Source organism: Allobosea caraganae (genome assembly GCF_003351345.1).
Taxonomy (GTDB): domain Bacteria; phylum Pseudomonadota; class Alphaproteobacteria; order Rhizobiales; family Beijerinckiaceae; genus Allobosea; species Allobosea caraganae.
Window position 1 is genome coordinate 578383 of the sequence record NZ_QQTO01000037.1, and the last position, 18338, is coordinate 596720.

The window sequence follows — 18338 nt, forward strand, 5'->3', positions numbered from 1 at the left end:
GGAAACCGACTCCTGCCAACGCGACGGCGAGCGATTCGCGAGGTCGGCAAATCACGACCTAGGATTCGAGGTACAACGAACGGCCCTATATAGGCAAGTAGGGCCCTATATAGGCATACAGGGCCTTATATGGGCGATCTTCTCCTGCGCTGGATTTCAGGATTCGCGCGTGTCATCTCGACAGAATGCTTGCCAGCGCTAAGCTCTTGAAATCGGCGAGAATTGCGCTGGGCGCGAGTCCGGAGGCAATCGCCACTGCGGCAACTCTTCACTCCCGAACTGTCCGAAAGATTGAGGCGGCAGCGTCCCGCCAGTCACGCGCGGCGATGGCGGTACAAGCGGCATTGGAATCCAAAGGAATTGAATTCATCAAGACGCCGGACGGGCGCGTGGCAGGATTCCTCATGCCTCCGACGATGGACGAGCGCGAGCAAGGGCAGGTCAAGGGACAGCTTCCGTTTGCCGCTCTGCTCAAGCCGGCGAGGCTTGCTCTTGGGCTCAGTCTCGATGAGGTAGCGACGCAGGCGAGGATTCATCCGAGGACAGTTGGACGCGTCGAAACGCGAGGGCCGAACGCCGAAGCAACCGCTGCAAGCGTTGCCGTCAGAGACGCGCTCGAGGCGAGCGGAATCGAGTTCCTTCCCAGCTCGGAAGTCCGAGGGCCTGGCTTTCGTCTTCGGGAAGTAGATATCTGAACCGATGCGACGAGTGCCGTCAGTCGCAACGAGCAAATACAAGGTCTGCAATATCCCCGATAGCCGCCGCAGGCCCCTTCGCGATCCAAACCGATCAGGCGGGCGATTTGAGAAACGATCCTGAAGGTTGCGCACCAGTTCATCCGGAGCGTCGCCGAGCCGGATTCAGCGAAGGCGATTACGGCGCCGGACCAGGAGCGACGCCCACGTCGTACTCCTCTTCGCGCTCATCGGTCATAAGATCAAAAATCGGAAAGCCAGGCAGATCCGACGCATCGGCATGGAAGCGAATGTCGGTGACGCCGTTCTCGCAGGCATGCGTGAACAAGGCGACGAACTCTTCCGAAAAGCCCTCCGCTCTCATTTCCGATATTTTCTCGGCGCGCCGCTCTTCGATATCAATTCTCGCGCTAGGCGAGAGGTCTCGGTCTGGAGCAGGCGCGAGGCAGCCCGACGTGCTGATGATCCAGCCACAGGGGCAGAGCGTGACATATAGCGACTGGCCGAAGTCGCCGTCCCGTTCTCCATCTTCATCCACTCCGCGGTATGTCTCGAGCAACTCGAAGTCACCCTTGCGGAGGTGACCGGTCGACAGATCGAGCATGGTCCAGAAGTTGGCTTTCCGGAATCGTTCGTCGGAGGCACGGTCCAGCAATTTCCGAGCAATCTGCTCGGGCGTGTCGGTCTGCTTGAATAGAGCCGCCCATTGCTCCTCGCTGAATTGCCGGCGGAGCAGCGCGTGTAGGTTCACAAGATCGATCGCGCAATCGTCGAGGAAGTCGGCGCTCGGCAGGCGCTGGTCGTTCATAATCGGGTTCCCTTGGCTCGAACGCAGGCAAGACAGCCATGCGCAGAGCCAGTGTGCCTGATGACCTAGCAATGGACGGCGGCCGGCGGCCGGCGGCGCTCCACGGAAAAGCGGCAACGGAATCGATGGCTCTAGAACGCAAATCGCATGGGTCACGGCTACGCCTGCGAGAAAAATCGCAAACGGGCCGGCCTGTCCCGCGAGCTACGTCGTTCCTCTGGTATCGAGAGCCTGGTTGTGACGCATTTCTGTCCGACGCGAGACGCGCGATTCTGGCCCTTTGCGGACTCCGGGGAGGTCCGCTTCTGGGCTGTTCGGTTTGTCGATGGGAGCAGCCGGAGTTCGCCCTTTCCACCGCAACCATTGCAATCAACCGCCGTGTGAAAACGGATATTAAGTGGATGGCTACAACGCGATCAGAACCGGGTCAGCATCCCGTAATCGTGGTCTCCCGTGAGGAGCAGACGATGCGGCTGGGTCGGATTGCGCTAATGTCGTTGAATAAGTCGCCGCGCTGCGACTTGACGGTCTGGTTTAGCCATCCTCGTGGATGGTAGCAGTCTGCTGATGGGCGAGGGGCGGATGGAGCTCGGGGCGTGTTCTACCAGTCGGCGTGGAGCGGCTGGGCGCTCCATCGCCGACCTGCAAAAGGTCGGCATGCCGGTTCGACCGCGCCCTCAGAACCTGACGGCCAGATTGGCCTTGAAGGCTTGGTCCTGGGCGTCGGCGGCGAGCTGTCCGGTGTAGGACAGGCCGAGCAAGGCACGCGGGCTGATGGCGAGGTCGAGCCCGGCTTCGACGAGCGCGGCGTTCTGCGCGATCGGCACACCCGCGACGCTGAACGGCGTGCTGCCCGAGAAGGCGAGCGTCGTGGTCGGATCGACATCGCCGAAGGCATGGCGCCAGGCCAGCGCACCGCGCAGCGTCAGGTCCATGCCCTGCATTGCAAAGCTGGTCGAGGCGCGCAGGCCGAGCGCGGAGTACCCGAGGCTGGTGTCCTCGCCGCGGGCGGAGAGCGCCGCCGCGCCGCCGATCTCGCGGAAGCCGTCGGTCTGCAGGTTGAGATAAGCCAGGCCGGCGAAGGGTTCGAAGGCGACGCGCGCGAGGTCGATCCGGTAGCCGAGCTCGCCGAAGACCTGCGCCGTGCCGGCGTCGTAGCCGGCGCGCGGATTGTCGCCGAAACCGGCGAAGGCGACCGTGCGGCGCGTCTCGACATCGTGCCAAGTGTAGCTCGCCCCCAGCCGCAGGCCGAGCGCGCCAAACTGCCCGCCGCCGTAGAGGCCGAGATGATAGTTGTCGCTCTCGCCGAAGGAGAGCCGGCCCTTGGCGTCGAACTCGCTATGGCTGTAGCCGGCGAGCAGGCCGAGACGCAGGCTGTCGAACAGGCCCATATCGGCACCGATCATCAGCCCGCCGGTCGAGCGGGTGAGCTTGCCGGCATTGCCGTCGGCATCGCTCCGGCCCCACGAGCCGTAGCCCTGGCCCCAGGCGGCGAAGCGATCCGACCGGAGCACCGGCATCGGCCCCTTCACGCTCGGGGCGAGGTCGGCGGTGAAGCCGTAGTTCATCGTCGCCATCGGGGCTGAGCCGACGCTGCCGAAGGCCGAGCGCAGCCGGTCGATCGCGGTTGAGCGGACGGCGCCGCCCTCCTCGACGAGCGCGCTCTTTGCCGAGGCGTGGATCTCGCCGGAGAGCAGGTCGAAGGCGCCGCGCGCGGACGCCGCGTCGAGCATCAAGAGGCTGTTGTAGAGCGCCAACGTGCCGCCGACCTGCGGCAGCGTGTTCAGCGCGAGGGCAGTGGCAAACTGGTTGCGCGTCTGAGCCACGGTCTGGAACACGGTCGGCGCGGGCGTGCCGGGATCGGTGGGAGTAACGGGAGGCGTGCCCGGATCGCTGCGGGGAGGCGTGCCGGGCTCGCTACCCTTGATCGCAATGGTGAGGCCGACCTCGCCGGTCCTCCGGTCGAGCCCAAGCGTGAGGAAGGCGGATGAGGTCGTGACGCCGGCGAAGCTGCCGTTGACCCCGCCTCCGGCGCTGATCAGCGAATAGCGCTGGCCGTTCTGGTAGCTGGTCTGCGGATCGAGCGCGCCGACCGTGACGTTGGCGCCAGCCACCGTCGCGGAGCCGGTGACCACGATCAGGTCGGAGCCGCCATTGCCGCCGATCTCGGCAGCATAGGTCGAGCCTGGAGCGAGTACGAGATTGCCATTGACGGTGAGCGTGCCGATCGAGTTGCCCGGCGCGATCGTGCCGTTGGCGAGGATCATGGTCGCGCCGACCGTGCCGGAGCCACCGAGTGTCGCACCGGCCTGCACCGTGACCGCCGAGCCGGCGAGCGAGCCGTTGACGGCCAGTCGCCCGGCCTCGACCGTAGTCGGGCCGGTGAGCCCGCTCGTGCCGGTCAGGTTCAGGCGGCCGGTGCCGCGCTTGGTGAAGGAGCCCGTGCCATCGATCGCGTTCGCGAATGCTGCATCGGCCGGCTGGTCGATAACAAGCGCGGCATTGTTCAGGATCGTGCCGCTGCCGAAACTCGCCGCCGAACCGATCAGCGTGCCGGCCGAGATCACCGTGCCGCCGCCATAGGTGTTTACGCCGGTCAGCGTCAGCGCGCCGGTGCCGAGCTGCGCGAGCGAGCCGGAGCCCGAGATCACGCCACTGAGGCTCACCGCGTCCGAGCGGTTGAAGGCGAGCGTGCCATTATTGGCGATGGTGCCGGTGATCGAGCCGGTCGTGCCGCCATCGCCGAGCTGCAAGGTGCCGGTACTGATGGTCGTGCCGCCGGTATAGGTGTTCGTCCCGGTCAGCGTCAGCGTGCCCGTGCCAAGCTGCACGAGCTGGCCGCTGCCCGAGATCGCGCCACTGAGGCTCGCCGCATCGGAGCGGTTGAAGGCGAGGGTGTCGTTGTTGACGACATCGCCCGTGATCGAACCCGAGGTGCCGCCATCGCCGAGCTGCAAGGTGCCGGCACTGATGGTCGTGCCGCCGGTATAGGTGTTCGTCCCGGTCAGGATCTGCGTGCCGTCACCGGCCTTGACCAGTGCGAGTGCGCTGTCGCCGGGCTCGCCGTCGATGAGTTGGCCGGCGTAGCTTGCCGTGCCGGAGGGCAGCGCGATGGTGAGCGAGCCGGCTTGCGTGTCATTGCCATTGACCACGAGGCCCGCACCCGAGAGCGAGCGCACGGTGACGTTTCGGCCGTTCGCCATCAGCGCAGCGGTTGCCGCCAGCGTCACGTCCGAGTTCGGCGAGAAGGCGCCGTCCGAGGCCGCAATCAGCGTCACGCCGGCGCCGATCGAGGTCGGGCCGCTATAGCTGTTGGTGCCGCCGAGCTCGGCCGCACCGATATCGGTATCGCTGTTGACGAAGGACAGCGCGCCGCCGGCGCCGTTGCCGTCGCCGATAGTGCCCGAGAGCGTCATCACCTGCCCGTTGACGTCGATCTTGCCGCCGGCGGTGTTGACCGCGATCGCATTGGCGAAGCTATTGATGAAGCCCGTGCCGGCCTTGAACGTGCCGCCATCGAGCGTCAGTGCGCCGGAGCCGAGCGCATCCGCGCTGCCCGCCTGCAGGATGCCGGCGGTGACGGTCGTACCGCCGGAATGGGTGTTGAAGCCCGACAGCACCAGCGTGCCGGCGCCCAGCTTGGTCAGGCTGCCGGCACCCGACATCGACCCACCAAGCTCGAGCTGCGTGCCGGTCGCCACATCGACGCTGCCGGCACCGGCGAGGCTGACAGTGCGGAACATGTCGAAGCTCGCCGTCGTCGCGAGCGTGCCGCCGTTGAAGGTCAGGCCGCCCGCCGCATCGCCGAGATTGGCGTTCGACGAGACCTGGAGCGTGCCGGCGTTGATCGCGGTGCTGCCCGTATAGCCGTTGGTGCCGGTCAGCACGATCGTGCCGCCGCCGGTCTTCTCCAGCCCGCCGCCGCCCTGGATCGATGCGTTGATCGTCGCCCTCAGGCCCGTGTCGATGCGCAGCTCCGTCGCCGATGCGGCGATCTGGAGCGCGCCCGGCCCGTTCAGCACATAGCCTCCCGCGCCGAATTGCAGGCCCTGAACCTGCCGGTCGCTCGCGATCGTCACCGTGCCGCCGGCCGGGCCGGCGAAAACCGCGATCATGTCGGACCATGCGGTGCCGATGCTGCCGCTCGCGTCAGTCCAGTTCGTGGCCGTCCCGTCCCAGATGCCGCCGCCGCCATGAACGGTCCCGTTCGCGGAGCTCTGCGAACCGTTCCAGAACTGCAGCGCGTCATAGGTGGCGACGAGGTTGACCTGTCCCGCCGTCGTCGCGTCGACGCTGAAACTGTAGCCGGCCGGCACGATGCCGAGCGCGAGCCCGTGATCGACGAGCGAGCCCTGGTTGAACAGGCGGTAAGTGCCGGTGCCGAAGCCGCTCTGCGGCGTGATGTTGAGCAAGCCGTCGAGCGTCAGGTTGCCGTCGACCACGATGAGATCGTTGACCCCGCCGCCGACCACGCCAGGCGTGCCGAGCTCGTAGGCGAGCTGCGACGAGGCGTTCAGCAGCAGCGACCCGACGGTGAGCGTCCCCGGGCTGCTGCCCGGAGCCAGCGTGCCGCCATTGGCGATCGTCACGGCGCCGTCGATGCTGCCCGAGCCGCTGAGCGTCGCGCCCGCAGCCACGGTCACCGCCGTGGTGCCGAGCGAGCCCTCGACACGCAGCGTGCCGCCATCCACCGCCGTGCCGCCGGTATAGCTGCTCGCGCCGGTCAGCGTCAGGACGCCAGCATCGCCTTTGATGAAGCCGCCGGCCCCGGATAGCGCGCCCGACAAGGTGACGTCCGTGCCGTTGACCAGGGCGAGGCCTGCATTGAGCGTGACATCGTTCGCAATGCTCAGTGAGCTGCTGTCGGCGAACAAAGTGGTCAGCGTGTTGACGCTCACGCGCCCGAGCCCCAGAGCCGTGTCGCTGTGGACGGCGACGTCTCCGCCCGCGAAGGTCGTGCCGCCAGTATAGCTATTGGCGCCGGACAGCTCGACGAAGCTCGCCCCCGGATGGCTGATGGTCACTGACCCGTCGCCTGAAATCACTCCGTTCAGCGTCAGTGAGCCTGCGCCGCCGGCTCCCGAAGTCAGCGTCAATGCCTGCCCGGCATTGATCGCGATGGTGTTGGCGAGCGCGGCGCTCCCGCCGTTGGCGTTCGATAGCGTCGCGCTGCCGGTGACGGCGAGTCTACCGGTTCCGATCGCGGCGTTGTTCCCGAGCGCAAGCGTTCCGGCTGAAAGCGTCGTGCCGCCGGTATAGGTGTTCGCGCCTGTCAGCGTCAGCGTGCCGGTGCCCTCCTTGGCGAGGCGCCCGCCGCTGCCTCCGATGGTGCTGGCAACGGTCGTGCTCGAGCCGTCGCCGACGGTCAGCCTGTTGATGCCGAGCGAAACGCTGCTCCCGGCGACGCCGGAGAGCGCACCGATGTTCTTGTTGCCACCAGCGCTGATGTCGAGGCTTGCGCCGACGCCGGCAAGCGAGACGGCGCCCGTCCCTGCTGCGATGCTCCCGCCGGCGCCGAGCGCGAGCGTACCGGCATTGACCGTGGTGCCACCCGTATAGGTGTTCGCGCCGTTCAGCGTGAACGTGCCCGTCCCCTGCTTGACGAGGCCGCCGGTGCCTCTGATCACGCCGCTGAAGGTCCCGTCCGTCGCGGTCCCGAGGGTCAGCGTGTTGGCGCCGAGCGAGATGCTGCCTCCGGCGCCGGTCAGCACGCCGATGGTCTGGTTCGCGCCCGACGCGCTGATGTCGAAGGCGGTGCCCACACTAAGCGACACAAAGCCCGTCGCCGCGAGGCTTCCGCCCACGCCGAGCGCAAGCGTGCCGGCACCGATCCTCGTGCCGCCGGTATAGGTGTTCGCACCCGTCAGCGTCTGTGTGCCGATTCCAAACTTTTGGAGGCTGCCCGTGCCGCTGATGACACCGCCGAAGGCCTGGCCCGTCGCGGCGCCGAACGTGAGCATGTGGGCGCCGAGCGAAACCGAACTCCCGGCGACGCCGGAGAGCGCGCCGATGGTCTGGTTTCCGGATGCTCCGCTGATGTCGAGCGTCGTATCCGCCCCGGCAAGGTTCACCGCGCCACTTGCCGCGAGCGCACCGGAACCACTGAGCGCGAGCGTTCCGGCACTGATCGTGGTGCCGCCGGTATAGCTGTTCACGCCGGACAGCTCGACGAAGCTCCCCCCCGGATGGCTGATCGTCACCGACCCGTCGCCTGAAATCACTCCGTCCAGCGTCAGTGAGCCTGCGCCGCCGGCTCCCGACGTCAGCGTCAACGCTTGCCCGGCATTGATCGCGATGTTGTTGGCGAGCGCGGTGCTCGCGCCGTTGGCGTTCGATAGCGTCGCGTTGCCGGAGACGGTGAGGCTGCCGGTGCCGATGGCGCCGTTGTTCCCGAGGGCGAGCGTGCCCGCTGAAAGCGTCGTGCCGCCGCTGTAGGTGTTCGCGCCCGTCAGCCTCAGCGTGCCGGTGCCCTGTTTGGCGAGGCGGCCGGTGCCGCTGATCGTGCTGGCGACGGTCGTGCTCGCGTGGTTGCCAACGGTCAGGGTATTGGCGCCGAGCAAGACGCTGCTCCCGGTGACCCCCGCCAGCGCGTCGATGCTCTGGTTGCTATTCGGCAAGCTGATGTCCAAGCTTGCGCCGACATCGGCAAGCGAGAAGGCACCCGTCCCTGCGAGACTCACGCCGGCGCCGAGCGCGAGCGTACCGGCATCGACCGTAGTGCCCCCCGTATAGGTGTTCGCGCCTTGCGGCGTGAATCTGCCCGTCCCCTGCTTGACGAGGCCGCCCGTGCCGCTGATCGTGCCGGCGTAGGAGCCGTGCGCCGCGGTCCCGAAGGTCAGCGTGTTGGCGCCGAGCGAAATGCTGGTGCCCGCGGCGCCGGTTAGCGCGCCGATGGTCTGGTTTGCGCCCGAGGCGCTGATGTCGAAGGCGGCGCCCGCAATGGAAAGCGAGAGAGAGCCCGTGGCCGCGAGGCTCCCGCCGGCGCCGAGCGCAAGCGTGCCGGCAGTGATCGTCGTGCCGCCGGTATAAGTGTTCGCGCCGGTCAGCGTCTGTGTGCCGGTTCCCTGCTTGAAGAGGTTGCCAGTGCCGGTGATGACACCGCCGAAGCTCTGGTTTGTCGCGTCGCCGAAGAACAGCGTGCGGGCGCCGAGCGAAACCGTACTCCCGGCGACGCCGGAGAGCCCACCGATGGTCCGACTTCCTCCGACGGATGCTCCGCTGATGTCGAGGCCCGCCGCGGCGCCGGCAAGGTTCACGGCGCCATTTGCCGCGAGCGCACCGGAACCATTGAGCGCGAGCGTGCCGGCATTGACCGTGGTGCCGCCGGTATAGCTGTTCACGCGGGAGAGCGTAAACGTGCCTGTCCCCTCCTTGACGAGGCCGCCGGCGCCGCTGATCGAACCGGCGAAAGATTGGTTGGTCGCGTTGCCGAAGGTAAGCGTTCGGGCCCCGAGCGAGATGCTGGTGCCAGTGAGACCGCTCAGCGCGCCGATAGTCTGGTTTGCGCCCGAGGCGCTGATGTCGAAGACTGTGCCCGAACCAAGCGAAACGGCGCCCGTCGCCGCGAGGCTCCCGCCAAAGCCAAGCGCAAGCGTGCCGGCAGCGATCGTGGTGCCGCCGGTATAGGTGTTCGCTCCGGTCAGCGTCTGTGTGCCCGTCCCCTGCTTGACGAGGCCGCCGGTGCCGTCAACGACTCCGCCGAGTGTCTGGTCTGTCGCGTCGCCGAACGTGAGCGTGCGGGCTCCGAGCGATACCGTGCTTCCGGCGACGCCGGAGAGCGCACCGATGGTCTGACCAAGGATTGCGTCACTGATGTCGAAAACCGCGCCGGCGCCTGAGAGAGCGACAGCGCCGGTCGCCGGGATGCTACCCATGCCGGTCACCTCAAGGGTGCCGTCATTGACCGTTGTGCCGCCCGTATGGCTGGCCGTGCCCGCTATCACCAGCCTCCCGCCCCCGGTCTTGATCAACTGGCCGGCGCCGGTGAACGTCGCACCCGCTTCGATCAGGAGGCCGCCGCCCGCGACCGTGTTCACGGTAAGGTCCGTCACCGCCTCGACGGTCACGGCCCCGTTGCCATCGTGGAAGCGCTGAAGCGCTGACGAAGTCGACTGTACGTCGATCGTCGCGCCCGGTCCGTCAAATCTCAGCGTGCCGCCCGTTATGGCGTAAATAAATCCGTTGCCGCCTTCATAGGTGAGCGTGTTCAATCTGAACGTGCCGCCCAGGGTGACGTTAAAGTTGCCTAAGGGGGCAGGCATAACGACCTGGGCCGTGTTGCTATCCGGGACGGTGCCTGTGTCCCAAGCGAGGCCCGAGTTCCACCCGGATCCGCCTTCATAGGTGAAGGTCTGGCCGCTTGCAGTGCCGCTTGCCCCCATTATCGAGGCGGCAACGACGATTCTGGCAAGCGCCGTCGAGCTTTTCAGCAAGCACCGATGGCGGGATATACGGACTGACTGGAACGTCTCGCTGTGCCGGGGAAGGCGGGATTTCACTGCAAGCGTCGTCGCGATCGTCATCTCAAGGCCTCGCCGCTGGCCAAGCGCCATACCTGCCAGCCTGACGTACAGTCGAATCGCACTGTACATATCTCTCTCTTGCGTCAGAAGCCTCGTTTTGCGCCATCAAATGAGGCTTTGACAGAGAGTGTTGCACGCTCGCCGAGCGCAATAGGCGCTATCTGCCACGCTGACCGTTAATAAGGTTGTCAAAACCGACTTCGAGGATCTCCTCAATGAACTGATTTCACCTCAGGAGCCCGATCGGCCGCGATTTTCGCAGCTCGGCGGACACGCCTTACAGGGAGCCTTTGCTGCCCGAACTGAGGGGTAGCGGCCTTCCTATCAGCGTGAATTTAGATGTCCGCTTTCAGGCGATGCATCAATGGCCGCTAGTGGCGCACAGCAGTCGTGATGCAGCTGACTCGATCAACGGCTGACTTGGTGGGAAAGATATGTTCTCGGCGCCGCAGTCTCATCATCGGATGCGCGAGGTCGAAGCACTCAATCTCTCCGATATCCTTCATTTGCATTAGGACGGAGCTCGCGTGCGGCATTAGCCTGTTCTGAGTCGAAACAGGAGGCAAAACTCGTGCGTAAACTATTGCTCTCGGTTTTGGCGACTATCCTGCTCGCGGCATCGAGCGGCCGCTTGGCAGCGCAGGCCGCGGACAACCCCGCGTGCAAGTTGTTCACGCAGAAGGAGGCCACCGCTTACGTCGGCGCATCGGTCGGCAACGCCGAGAGCGGCCTCTTGCCAGGCTCGTCCGGGTGCTCCTGGTCCGATGAAGGCGCGGACCACAAGATGAGCATAAGCGTGTTTCCAGCAGGCAATGCACTGCAACTCAAGAATTGGGGCTTTGAAAGCTGGGAGGGGTTCCGGTCCCTGCCAGATATCGGCGCTAAGGCCTATGTCGTTCGTACGCCAATAATGGAGATCATGGGCAAGAAAATGGGAGGTGAGTGGCAAGCCGGAGCCATCGTCGGCGACGAATATGTCGCTGTCGGCCTCAAGGGTCCGAAGGGCAATGCTGATGCGGCAGTGGCGTTGCTTAGGGAGGCAATCAAGCGTCGGCAACAGTAGCTGGGCTCCTGCTAGGCCCCGATAGCGATCCCGGTTCGAGGTGGGGTAGATGAGGGCGATCGCGGGGATGTTCGCGTAGTCGAGGCCGCGCCACGCTTTTCCCAAGCGTTTGATTTTGCTAAGAACCCTTGTTCAACAGGGAGTTCGCCTGACCCGTCTGCTACGTTGCCGTGCTACGGGAAGCCCCATTGATGCGGCGCACGTCGCACCTGATCCGACTAACGGGATTTACTGGTTCAAGGCCGATCTGCGGATGACCTCGCGGGCAAACTTTTCCCGGGCATGCTGCGCGAAACCTTGAAGCCTCTGGAAAGCCCGAAGCAAGCCGGGCAGTTCAAGACCGCGATATGAATGGCCCTGCGCACGACGGAGGAGCCGAGGCAAAGCCTACACGAGGCCATGTTCGACTGAGCCCGTGAGTTCCCGAGCAGCGGCAGCTACGCGCCCGATATCGAGATGCGCCGCGCGGACGGAGCGATCTGGCTTCTCGGCTGGAGGGCGGCGCCAGGAGGATGTTGCGCGGCGCGGATGTCCGCAGCGCCAGGATGCGCAGGACGGGCTGCACAGCGCGCGTCCAAACGCAATCTGGACCATGCCTATCGCTGACAGGGCCCGAGGGAAGCCCGTCTCGATCCGGGCGCTAAGATTGCGGCCATCATGGCGCGTTTCCAATATCCAGACGACGATTTGCGCGCATCCAGTGAATCGCCTGCTTGATATCCGCCCGCTGCAGGCCGATGTCGTTCAGGGCTCGCTCATCCATGCGTTCGAGTTCGGCTGCGGCGCGACGCGTCGCCAGCTCGCGCGTGATCGCCAGCCTGATCCGGGCTATCTGTCTTGCGCAGGAGCCAAGCCAGCGCGAGGCACTGCCTCGCCGGGGCTGATCGCCGATTCCGTGGATGGCGTGAAGCGACTGTGGCGTATGCATTTCCATCGACATGATCCGATCGTCGTGAGGCCGGGGCTGGCGCAGCCGTCGCCGGCGAGGCCTTGCAGCCCGGCGCCTGTTCGAACACTGATTGCTACGGAGGATTTCAGATCGATTTCAGGAGAGCCCTGATCCGGCTCCATTGAGTGACGGATGGAATGTCAGGGTACTCGGCCTGGGAAGACGAGCGGGCGGAGAGCGAGGTTCTGGCCCAAGCATCTACTGCGCCGAACCGCCCTCACCGAATCGAATGTAAAATCGATCGCCGAAGCAAGTTAATCTAAGTATAATTTGTTGTTATCCGGAAATGTACCAAGATTTAACACATGCGCACGCCGGTGGCCGGTCAAAAGACGAAGCCGCTGTATTCTGCCGCCTTCTGAAAGCCGAGCTTCCGATACACCGGCTCGCCCATGGGACTCGCCTGCAGCGTCCCAGTCCTCAAACCACGCTCCAGGCCTGTCGCCGCCGCACGCAGGGTCAAGGCGGTGCAGATGCCGCGGCGTCGATAGCCGTCCAGCGTCGAGCAGAGATAGATGCCAGCGACCCCGTGACTATCCAGCAGCGCGGACGTGCCGACGGTCTTTCCGTCTATCTTCGCGGCGAAGCGCACGAATTTGCCCGGCTCATCGCGCCGGGCGATCTCCACGCGTGTCATCTTTTCGATCTCCTCCGTGGGTACGCCCATCGACGGGGCGAAGCATGCGGTCCAATCCGCCACGCCGGCTTCTCCGCTCACCTCCTCGATGGTGACGCCCGCCGGCAAGACGAGATCGGGCAGGTCGGCGAGATCGACTGCATAGACCGGCATGGTGGCGCGCCTGATGCCTCCATTCGACAGGATGGCGTCGGCCGCACCGCCGCGTGAATCCGGTCCGATCCACCAGACCGAGGGGTGTCCGGCGAGCCTCTGTCGCGCCTCTCCGATCAACGCGTCCATGTCTTGGCCCTCGATCGCCATGACGCCATTCAGCTGCGGGTGGCGGACGCCCGTGCTGTAGAGCGTGATGTCGCCATCCCGGCTCAACTCGTAACCGTAGTTGAGCCAATATTGCCGGCAATTGGCGAGCATGGACCTAAGGCGTTCGTCGCCATCCAAGATGCCATTTCTCATCGGTCTTTCCTTCGTTGGTGCGGTATAGCGCGGCAGGTTCGGCCGCCTTCTGCGGAGGCGGCGCCCCGCCAGGTCGTCCCGAACCGGCATCGTGCGCGGTCAGGCGCTGCGGGAAGCCCGTACGATCGGCTATGAACACGCGGCCCCTTCCGCCGAGCTTGCCTGCCAGGAAGAGGGCCACTGCCGCTCCGAGGCCGAGGCCCATGATCACGTCGCTCGACCAATGCGCCCCTGCCAGCACGCGGGACACGCCTATCGCCGCGGCGACGAAAAATACGACTGGACGCCATCGCGGGTTCAGAAGCGCCAGCGCAGTCGCCAGTCCGCCGGCCATGGCCGCCTGCGTCGAGGGGTAGGCTGCGGAGAAGCTGGCCGAGAAGGGCTCGAAATCGAACGGCTCGCAGCTGCCGGAGAGCAGCGGACGGGCACGTCCCACAGTATGCTTGAGTGGCCAGCTCACGAGGGCCGCGCCCAGGGTCGAGAGCACGACAAACCCCGCCGCGAGGACTGTGTCGTCGGTGGCAAGGACGGGCCGACCCAGAACCTTCCGAACGACGCCGGCGACTACGATCCCGCCGGCCACAGTGATGGCCAGTAACAGGATCGCGAAAAGGAGCCCTGACACTGCTGCTACGGGCGCGGGCAGCCCCGGGCCGGCGGCCGACTCGGCCAGCGGACAGTCGAGGGTCGCCATGGCCAGAACCGAGACCACTAGGTGAATCACCACGATGGAGCCGGCGTGCCACGGCCGCGCCCTCGAATTCAAACGGATCACGGATCAGGCCGAAACCTGCGGCGCCGCGCGCGCCCGCATCTCGCGATCGTGGCCGCGCAGCTTGGTCCCGGTCTCGTCAATCTCGTGGAGCGTGGGGTAGTCGACATATCCCTTCCCGCCCCGCGCATGGAACGTCGTGCGGTCGGCCGGGTTGAGTGCCGCACCGAGGCGCAGTCGCTTCGGCAGATCGGGGTTCGCCAGAAAGTCCCTGCCGAAGGCGATCAGATCGGCCCTGCGCAGCTTGACGTCGAGCTCGGCACGGGTGCGCCAATAGCCGCCGTTCAGGATCACGGCTCCGCGATAATGCTGGCGCACGAAGCCGGCCACGTCCGGCTGCTGGCCCGCTTCCGGCAACGGTAGCCCAACGTGCAGATAGGCCAGACGTCGTTTATCGAGCTCCTCGAGCAGGTAGCCATAGGTCGTGGGCCAGTCCAGGTCCTGGATGTCGTTCAGGGTCGATGCCGGGGTCACCAGCACACCAACGCGCTGGCGGTTGACGACCGCGACGGTCCGGTCGACGAGTTCGAGCAGGAAGCGTGCCCGGCCCCTCGCATCGCCGCCCCAATGATCCGTGCGCAGATTGGTGTTAGGCGCCAGGAACTGGTTCGGAAGATAGCCATGGCCGGCATGGATCTCGACGCCGTCGAAGCCCGCCGCCGTCACGGCCAACCGGGCGGCGCCGGTATAGGAGGCAAGCACGATCTCGATGTCGTCCTCGAGCATCGCACGGGGCATCTCGTAGGGCCCCCATCCAGCATTGCCTTGCGCCGTGCCGGCTGCCTTGACGGCAGACGGGGCGATCGGCGTCGCGCCGCCCAGGAGCGTGGGATGGGACAGCCGGCCGGCGAACAGCAATTGGGCGAAGATGTGCGCCTTCGCGAGCCGGACCGTATCGGCCACCTGCTTCCAGCCACGCGCCTGCTCGGCGGTGAAGAGCCCCGGCGTATCGACAAAGCCGAACCCCATATGAGCGGGTGCGCTGCCCTCGGTCACGATCAGGCCAGCCGTCGCACGCTGCCCGTAATACAGGGCGTTGAGCGCGTTCGGTACGGATCCGGGCGTGCGATTGCGCGTCATCGCCGGCATGACGATGCGATTGGTGAGCCGGAGCGCGCCCAGTCGCATCGGCGAGAACAGCAATCGTCTACTAACTGGAAGGTTCATGGTGATGCTCCATGGGCAAGCTCGATTGCCGAGCCGCGCCTGTAAGGGCAGTTGATCGACGCCGGTTTTCGTCAGTGGGAGCTACGCGACCGTTTCAGCGGTCGCCGCCAGCGCTACAATCGCAACACGTCCACATTGCTGCCGGAGCCGTGGTCATTCGCGCGGAAAGCGCATCATTTCATTCGCAATTCGCAATGCACCGTTCTGAAACGGCCCTGCAATCGTCTCGCAGCCCTCTTCCGCCTGGCAGGATCTGCGTGCGGCCTCCGTGTACGCGGGATTCCTGACCACGACGGCTTGCCTGCATCAGCTGTTGGCGAGCGCAACCAGATTGGAGAGATTATGCAGCATCACAATATTCGCCCGGTCGTCGCCGAGCAGGACTCGGTGGGATTGCTCGATGTCCTCGGTCCGAAGATCAGGCATCTCACGGATGTTTCCGATGATGGGGCCGGTTATTGCCTGATGATGGGCGAGATAGCTCCCGGCGTCATCGTACCGCTCCATTCCCATGCCGACCGAGAGACGTTCTACGTGCTCTCGGGGACACTCGATGTGTTCGTCGAGAATGGCTGGATCCCCGTCGCCGCGGGCAAAAGCCTCGATCTGTCCGGCGGGCAGCGCCATGCATGGCGCAATGTTTCGGCAGCGCCGGCGATGATCCTGATCGCGACTACGCCGAGGATGGGCCGCTTCCTTCGTGAAGTCGGCCGGCCCGTCTCAGAGGTCGAGCCCGGCAAGCCGGCACCTGCCGATGTGCAGCGCTTCCTCGAGCGCGCGGCGGCCTATGGCTACTGGGTCGGAAGCCCGGCCGACAACGCGATTGCAGGTTTGCGCCTCGGCTAGTGCCGGATGATTTCAGATGGCATCGCGAAGCGATCCCATCGAAAATCTGAATCCGCCTCTCATCAATAAGCTAGAGCATGATGTCAGCCGAAAACTGGTTCCCACTATTCGCTGACGCCGACCTTCGGTTCGGCATCATGCTCTGGCGGCAAGCAGGTCGCCCGGGACGAGGCACTGACCGGGGTCGAGTTGCCCCGATACGATGCGGCGCGTCCGGGACCTTGCGCCGGTGATCGCGGCCTCGATCGCATAGGCCAAGGCGTAGTCTCTCCTGAGAGAGCTACGCCTGCGCCTTTCTCCTCGCAAAGCCCTGGAGGTTGGCGGGAGGACCCGCCTCCTCCCTCCAGGATAGGCCCGGCAGCTGAACCGTCACGGCGCCACGTTCGCGGCCGACGCGGCGGCTCAATCGGCCAGACCGCGTCGCACGAAGAACTCGATCTCGGTTCGGTCCCGGATGCCGAGGTCACGCAGAACTGCGTTGTCAGCCCTTCGCAGTTCCTGGACGGCCCTCGTGATCGCTGCCTCGCGGCACCACGACAGGTAGAGCCTGCGCATCGCTGCGAGCGATTGGCCGATCCAGTTCCGCGGGCCATGGCGGTGACTGCCGCCGTCGCAACGTCCAGCCACGGTCGAGCCTTCGCCTCGGGCATCGTCGGCCGCTTCCGGACGGGAACAGGGTCCGGTCGGCGGCCTGAAATCGAATGTGTGGCCGAAGCCCAAGGACTTTCCGGTCAGGCCGAAGCACTGGACGAGCCAATGGAGGGCCGAGGGACGCGCGGGCGCCCCGGTAGCCGGAGCTTCGCGAGCTGCCGGCATGGCACGAGGATCCTGGCAAGTGGCAGCGAGCGTCTCGACCCTCGGCCGCGCCGAAACCATCGTGCGTCCAACCGCCGAAAGTTGCAGCACGACCACGTTGCGGGCATCGACCGACGTGGAATCATTCGACGATGCCGAGCCATCGGGTGTTTCAATCTCAAGATACTTCATGGTCTGCTCCATCAGTATTGACCAAGCAGATGGTCGTTCCGCGCTGTTACGCGCGCGCTGTCATGAGGTGCTGTTGTGTTGCGGTTGACATCCGCGGCGATGAACCCATCCAGAGCGAACAACATCTGCTGTCTTCTGAAGAAATCGCGATGCGCCTCTGCATTCGTGAACGCGTTGGCCAAAGCCTCGCGCCGCTCGCGCAGCCGCTCGTCGAGGTCGGCCGGGCGCTCCGCGATCGTTTGCGGATAGACCAGATCGGTCAGGGTCGAACTGCTCCAGGGTATCGCGATCAGGTCATGGGCCTGCGCCAGGAAGCTCTTGCCCACGCGCGGCAGCGGGTCGTCCTGGCCGAGATGCCGGGCGAGGGTCGCTTTCAGCAGCGCCGCCTCGATGGCCGCGGCGCTCATGCCCTGGCCGTAGACGGGATTGAACCTGCAGAGCGAGTCGCCGATCGGAAGGAGGCCCGCCGGAAGCCGGCCGGAGGCCGATTGCCCGAAATGGCGCCAGACGCTCTCGCGGAACGCGAACCGCCTTATGCCGCCGACCAGCTCCGCCCCCTCCAAGGTGGCCGCGATCGTCGGCGTCGCCAGCGCCCGCGCGAAGCCGAGGAAGGTATCGTGGTCTGCAGGCGGCTGCTCTTCGCCGCGGCCCGTCAGGAGGGCCTGCCACAGATTATCGCCGATCTGCAGCAGGTATCCGCCCCGGCTGCTCTCCGGAGCTGCCGGGAACGTCACCGACGCGACGAAATCCTGAGGAGAGGACAGGGCGAATATGCCGGTCGAATAGCGGGTGTCGACCTCGATGCGGCTGCGGGGCGGCAGCGGCTTGCCATGTCGCTGGAGACACCTCTCAATCGGCCCGGCCCGTCCCGTGGCGTCGATGACCAGATCGGCCGGCACGGAAACGGTGCCATGCCCGCTTTGCTGATACTCGACCCGCGCCACGCGCGCGCCATCGGCGCTCAGGACGATATCGACCGCGCTGATCTCGTTGACCGAAATGATGTTCGGTAGCGCGAGAACACGCCGGGCGATGACCTGCTCCAGCAGCGGCCGGGTCAGGGAGAAGCTGAAAATGCCGAGATCACGCTTCGGGAAGACGCCGAGGCCGGGCACCTCCCAGCGGAGATCGCGGCCGATCTCGAGCGGTATGGCTCCGGCGGCCCGGAGCTCTGCGCCGAGGCCCGGCAGCAGGCTGGAGAGAGCCTGGAAGCCGCCGGACATCAGCACATGCGGATGCTGGCCCTGCGGGACGCCAGGCCGGGGAAGCGCCTCGCTCTGGACCTTGTCCTGCTCCAGCAGATGGACGGTTTCGAAGAATTCCGAAACCGCGGCGGCGGCCGAAAGGCCCGCGATGCCCGCACCGATTACGACGGCTTGCCTGCCGATGACTGTCATCTCGTTCTCCGGACTCGTGAAGGAAGTCCGGGCAAGGTC

Annotated in this window: 10 protein-coding genes; 2 read left to right on the forward strand and 8 right to left on the reverse strand. The window is 65.7% G+C overall.

Annotated elements, in window-relative coordinates; translation table 11 throughout:
- Positions 1–873: 873 nt before the first annotated feature.
- Both DWF00_RS27215 and DWF00_RS27220 read right to left on the reverse strand, forming a co-directional pair.
- Positions 874–1503: a DUF5983 family protein gene (locus DWF00_RS27215; RefSeq protein WP_114828076.1), complete on the reverse strand. Its 630-nt coding sequence runs from the start codon at positions 1501–1503 to the stop codon at positions 874–876.
- A 677-nt stretch (positions 1504–2180) separates the two neighbouring features.
- Positions 2181–9539, reverse strand: coding sequence for an autotransporter-associated beta strand repeat-containing protein (locus tag DWF00_RS27220; RefSeq protein WP_181832519.1), 7359 nt, complete (start codon positions 9537–9539; stop codon positions 2181–2183).
- 1057 nt (positions 9540–10596) lie between these two features.
- Here DWF00_RS27220 and DWF00_RS27225 point away from each other — a divergent pair.
- A complete protein-coding gene (locus tag DWF00_RS27225) occupies positions 10597–11088 on the forward strand; it encodes a hypothetical protein (protein WP_114853092.1) in 492 nt (163 codons plus the stop codon).
- A gap of 655 nt (positions 11089–11743) precedes the next feature.
- On the opposite strand, the gene DWF00_RS27230 is transcribed toward DWF00_RS27225, so the two are convergent.
- The 4 genes from DWF00_RS27230 to DWF00_RS27245 all read right to left on the reverse strand — a co-directional run bounded on the left by DWF00_RS27230 (position 11744) and on the right by DWF00_RS27245 (position 15069).
- Positions 11744–12028, reverse strand: a complete 285-nt coding sequence (locus DWF00_RS27230; RefSeq protein WP_114828073.1) for a YjiS-like domain-containing protein — start codon at positions 12026–12028, stop codon at positions 11744–11746.
- A gap of 334 nt (positions 12029–12362) precedes the next feature.
- The gene (locus DWF00_RS27235) at positions 12363–13130 is read right to left on the reverse strand and encodes a GNAT family N-acetyltransferase (protein ID WP_181832518.1); all 768 of its coding nucleotides are present in this window, start codon (positions 13128–13130) and stop codon (positions 12363–12365) included.
- On the reverse strand, positions 13093–13824 hold the full coding sequence (locus DWF00_RS27240) for a phosphatase PAP2 family protein (protein ID WP_114828447.1): 732 nt from the start codon (positions 13822–13824) through the stop codon (positions 13093–13095). The genes DWF00_RS27235 and DWF00_RS27240 overlap by 38 nt, the downstream gene beginning before the upstream one ends.
- Before the next feature lie 84 nt (positions 13825–13908).
- Entirely contained in the window at positions 13909–15069 is a 1161-nt protein-coding gene (locus DWF00_RS27245; RefSeq protein WP_114828071.1) for an alkene reductase, read from the reverse strand.
- Between the two features lie 51 nt (positions 15070–15120).
- Here DWF00_RS27245 and DWF00_RS29735 point away from each other — a divergent pair, with 51 nt between their 5' ends.
- A complete protein-coding gene (locus tag DWF00_RS29735; RefSeq protein ID WP_210207855.1) occupies positions 15121–15915 on the forward strand; it encodes a cupin domain-containing protein in 795 nt (264 codons plus the stop codon).
- A 402-nt stretch (positions 15916–16317) separates the two neighbouring features.
- On the opposite strand, the gene DWF00_RS27255 is transcribed toward DWF00_RS29735, so the two are convergent.
- Complete coding sequence (locus DWF00_RS27255; protein WP_147283649.1) at positions 16318–16902, reverse strand: hypothetical protein; 585 nt, start codon at positions 16900–16902, stop codon at positions 16318–16320.
- A gap of 11 nt (positions 16903–16913) precedes the next feature.
- Positions 16914–18299, reverse strand: coding sequence for an FAD-dependent monooxygenase family protein (locus tag DWF00_RS27260; protein WP_114828068.1), 1386 nt, complete (start codon positions 18297–18299; stop codon positions 16914–16916).
- Positions 18300–18338: the final 39 nt, after the last annotated feature.

Coding starts and splice junctions, on each gene's coding strand:
- DWF00_RS27215 (WP_114828076.1), bottom strand. CDS start 1,503: ATGAACGACCAGCGCCTGCCGAGCGCCGACTTCCTCGACGATTGCGCG.
- DWF00_RS27230 (WP_114828073.1), bottom strand. CDS start 12,028: ATGTCGATGGAAATGCATACGCCACAGTCGCTTCACGCCATCCACGGA.
- DWF00_RS27235 (WP_181832518.1), bottom strand. CDS start 13,130: ATGAGAAATGGCATCTTGGATGGCGACGAACGCCTTAGGTCCATGCTC.
- DWF00_RS27240 (WP_114828447.1), bottom strand. CDS start 13,824: ATGGCGACCCTCGACTGTCCGCTGGCCGAGTCGGCCGCCGGCCCGGGG.
- DWF00_RS27245 (WP_114828071.1), bottom strand. CDS start 15,069: ATGAACCTTCCAGTTAGTAGACGATTGCTGTTCTCGCCGATGCGACTG.
- DWF00_RS27255 (WP_147283649.1), bottom strand. CDS start 16,902: ATGAAGTATCTTGAGATTGAAACACCCGATGGCTCGGCATCGTCGAAT.
- DWF00_RS27260 (WP_114828068.1), bottom strand. CDS start 18,299: ATGACAGTCATCGGCAGGCAAGCCGTCGTAATCGGTGCGGGCATCGCG.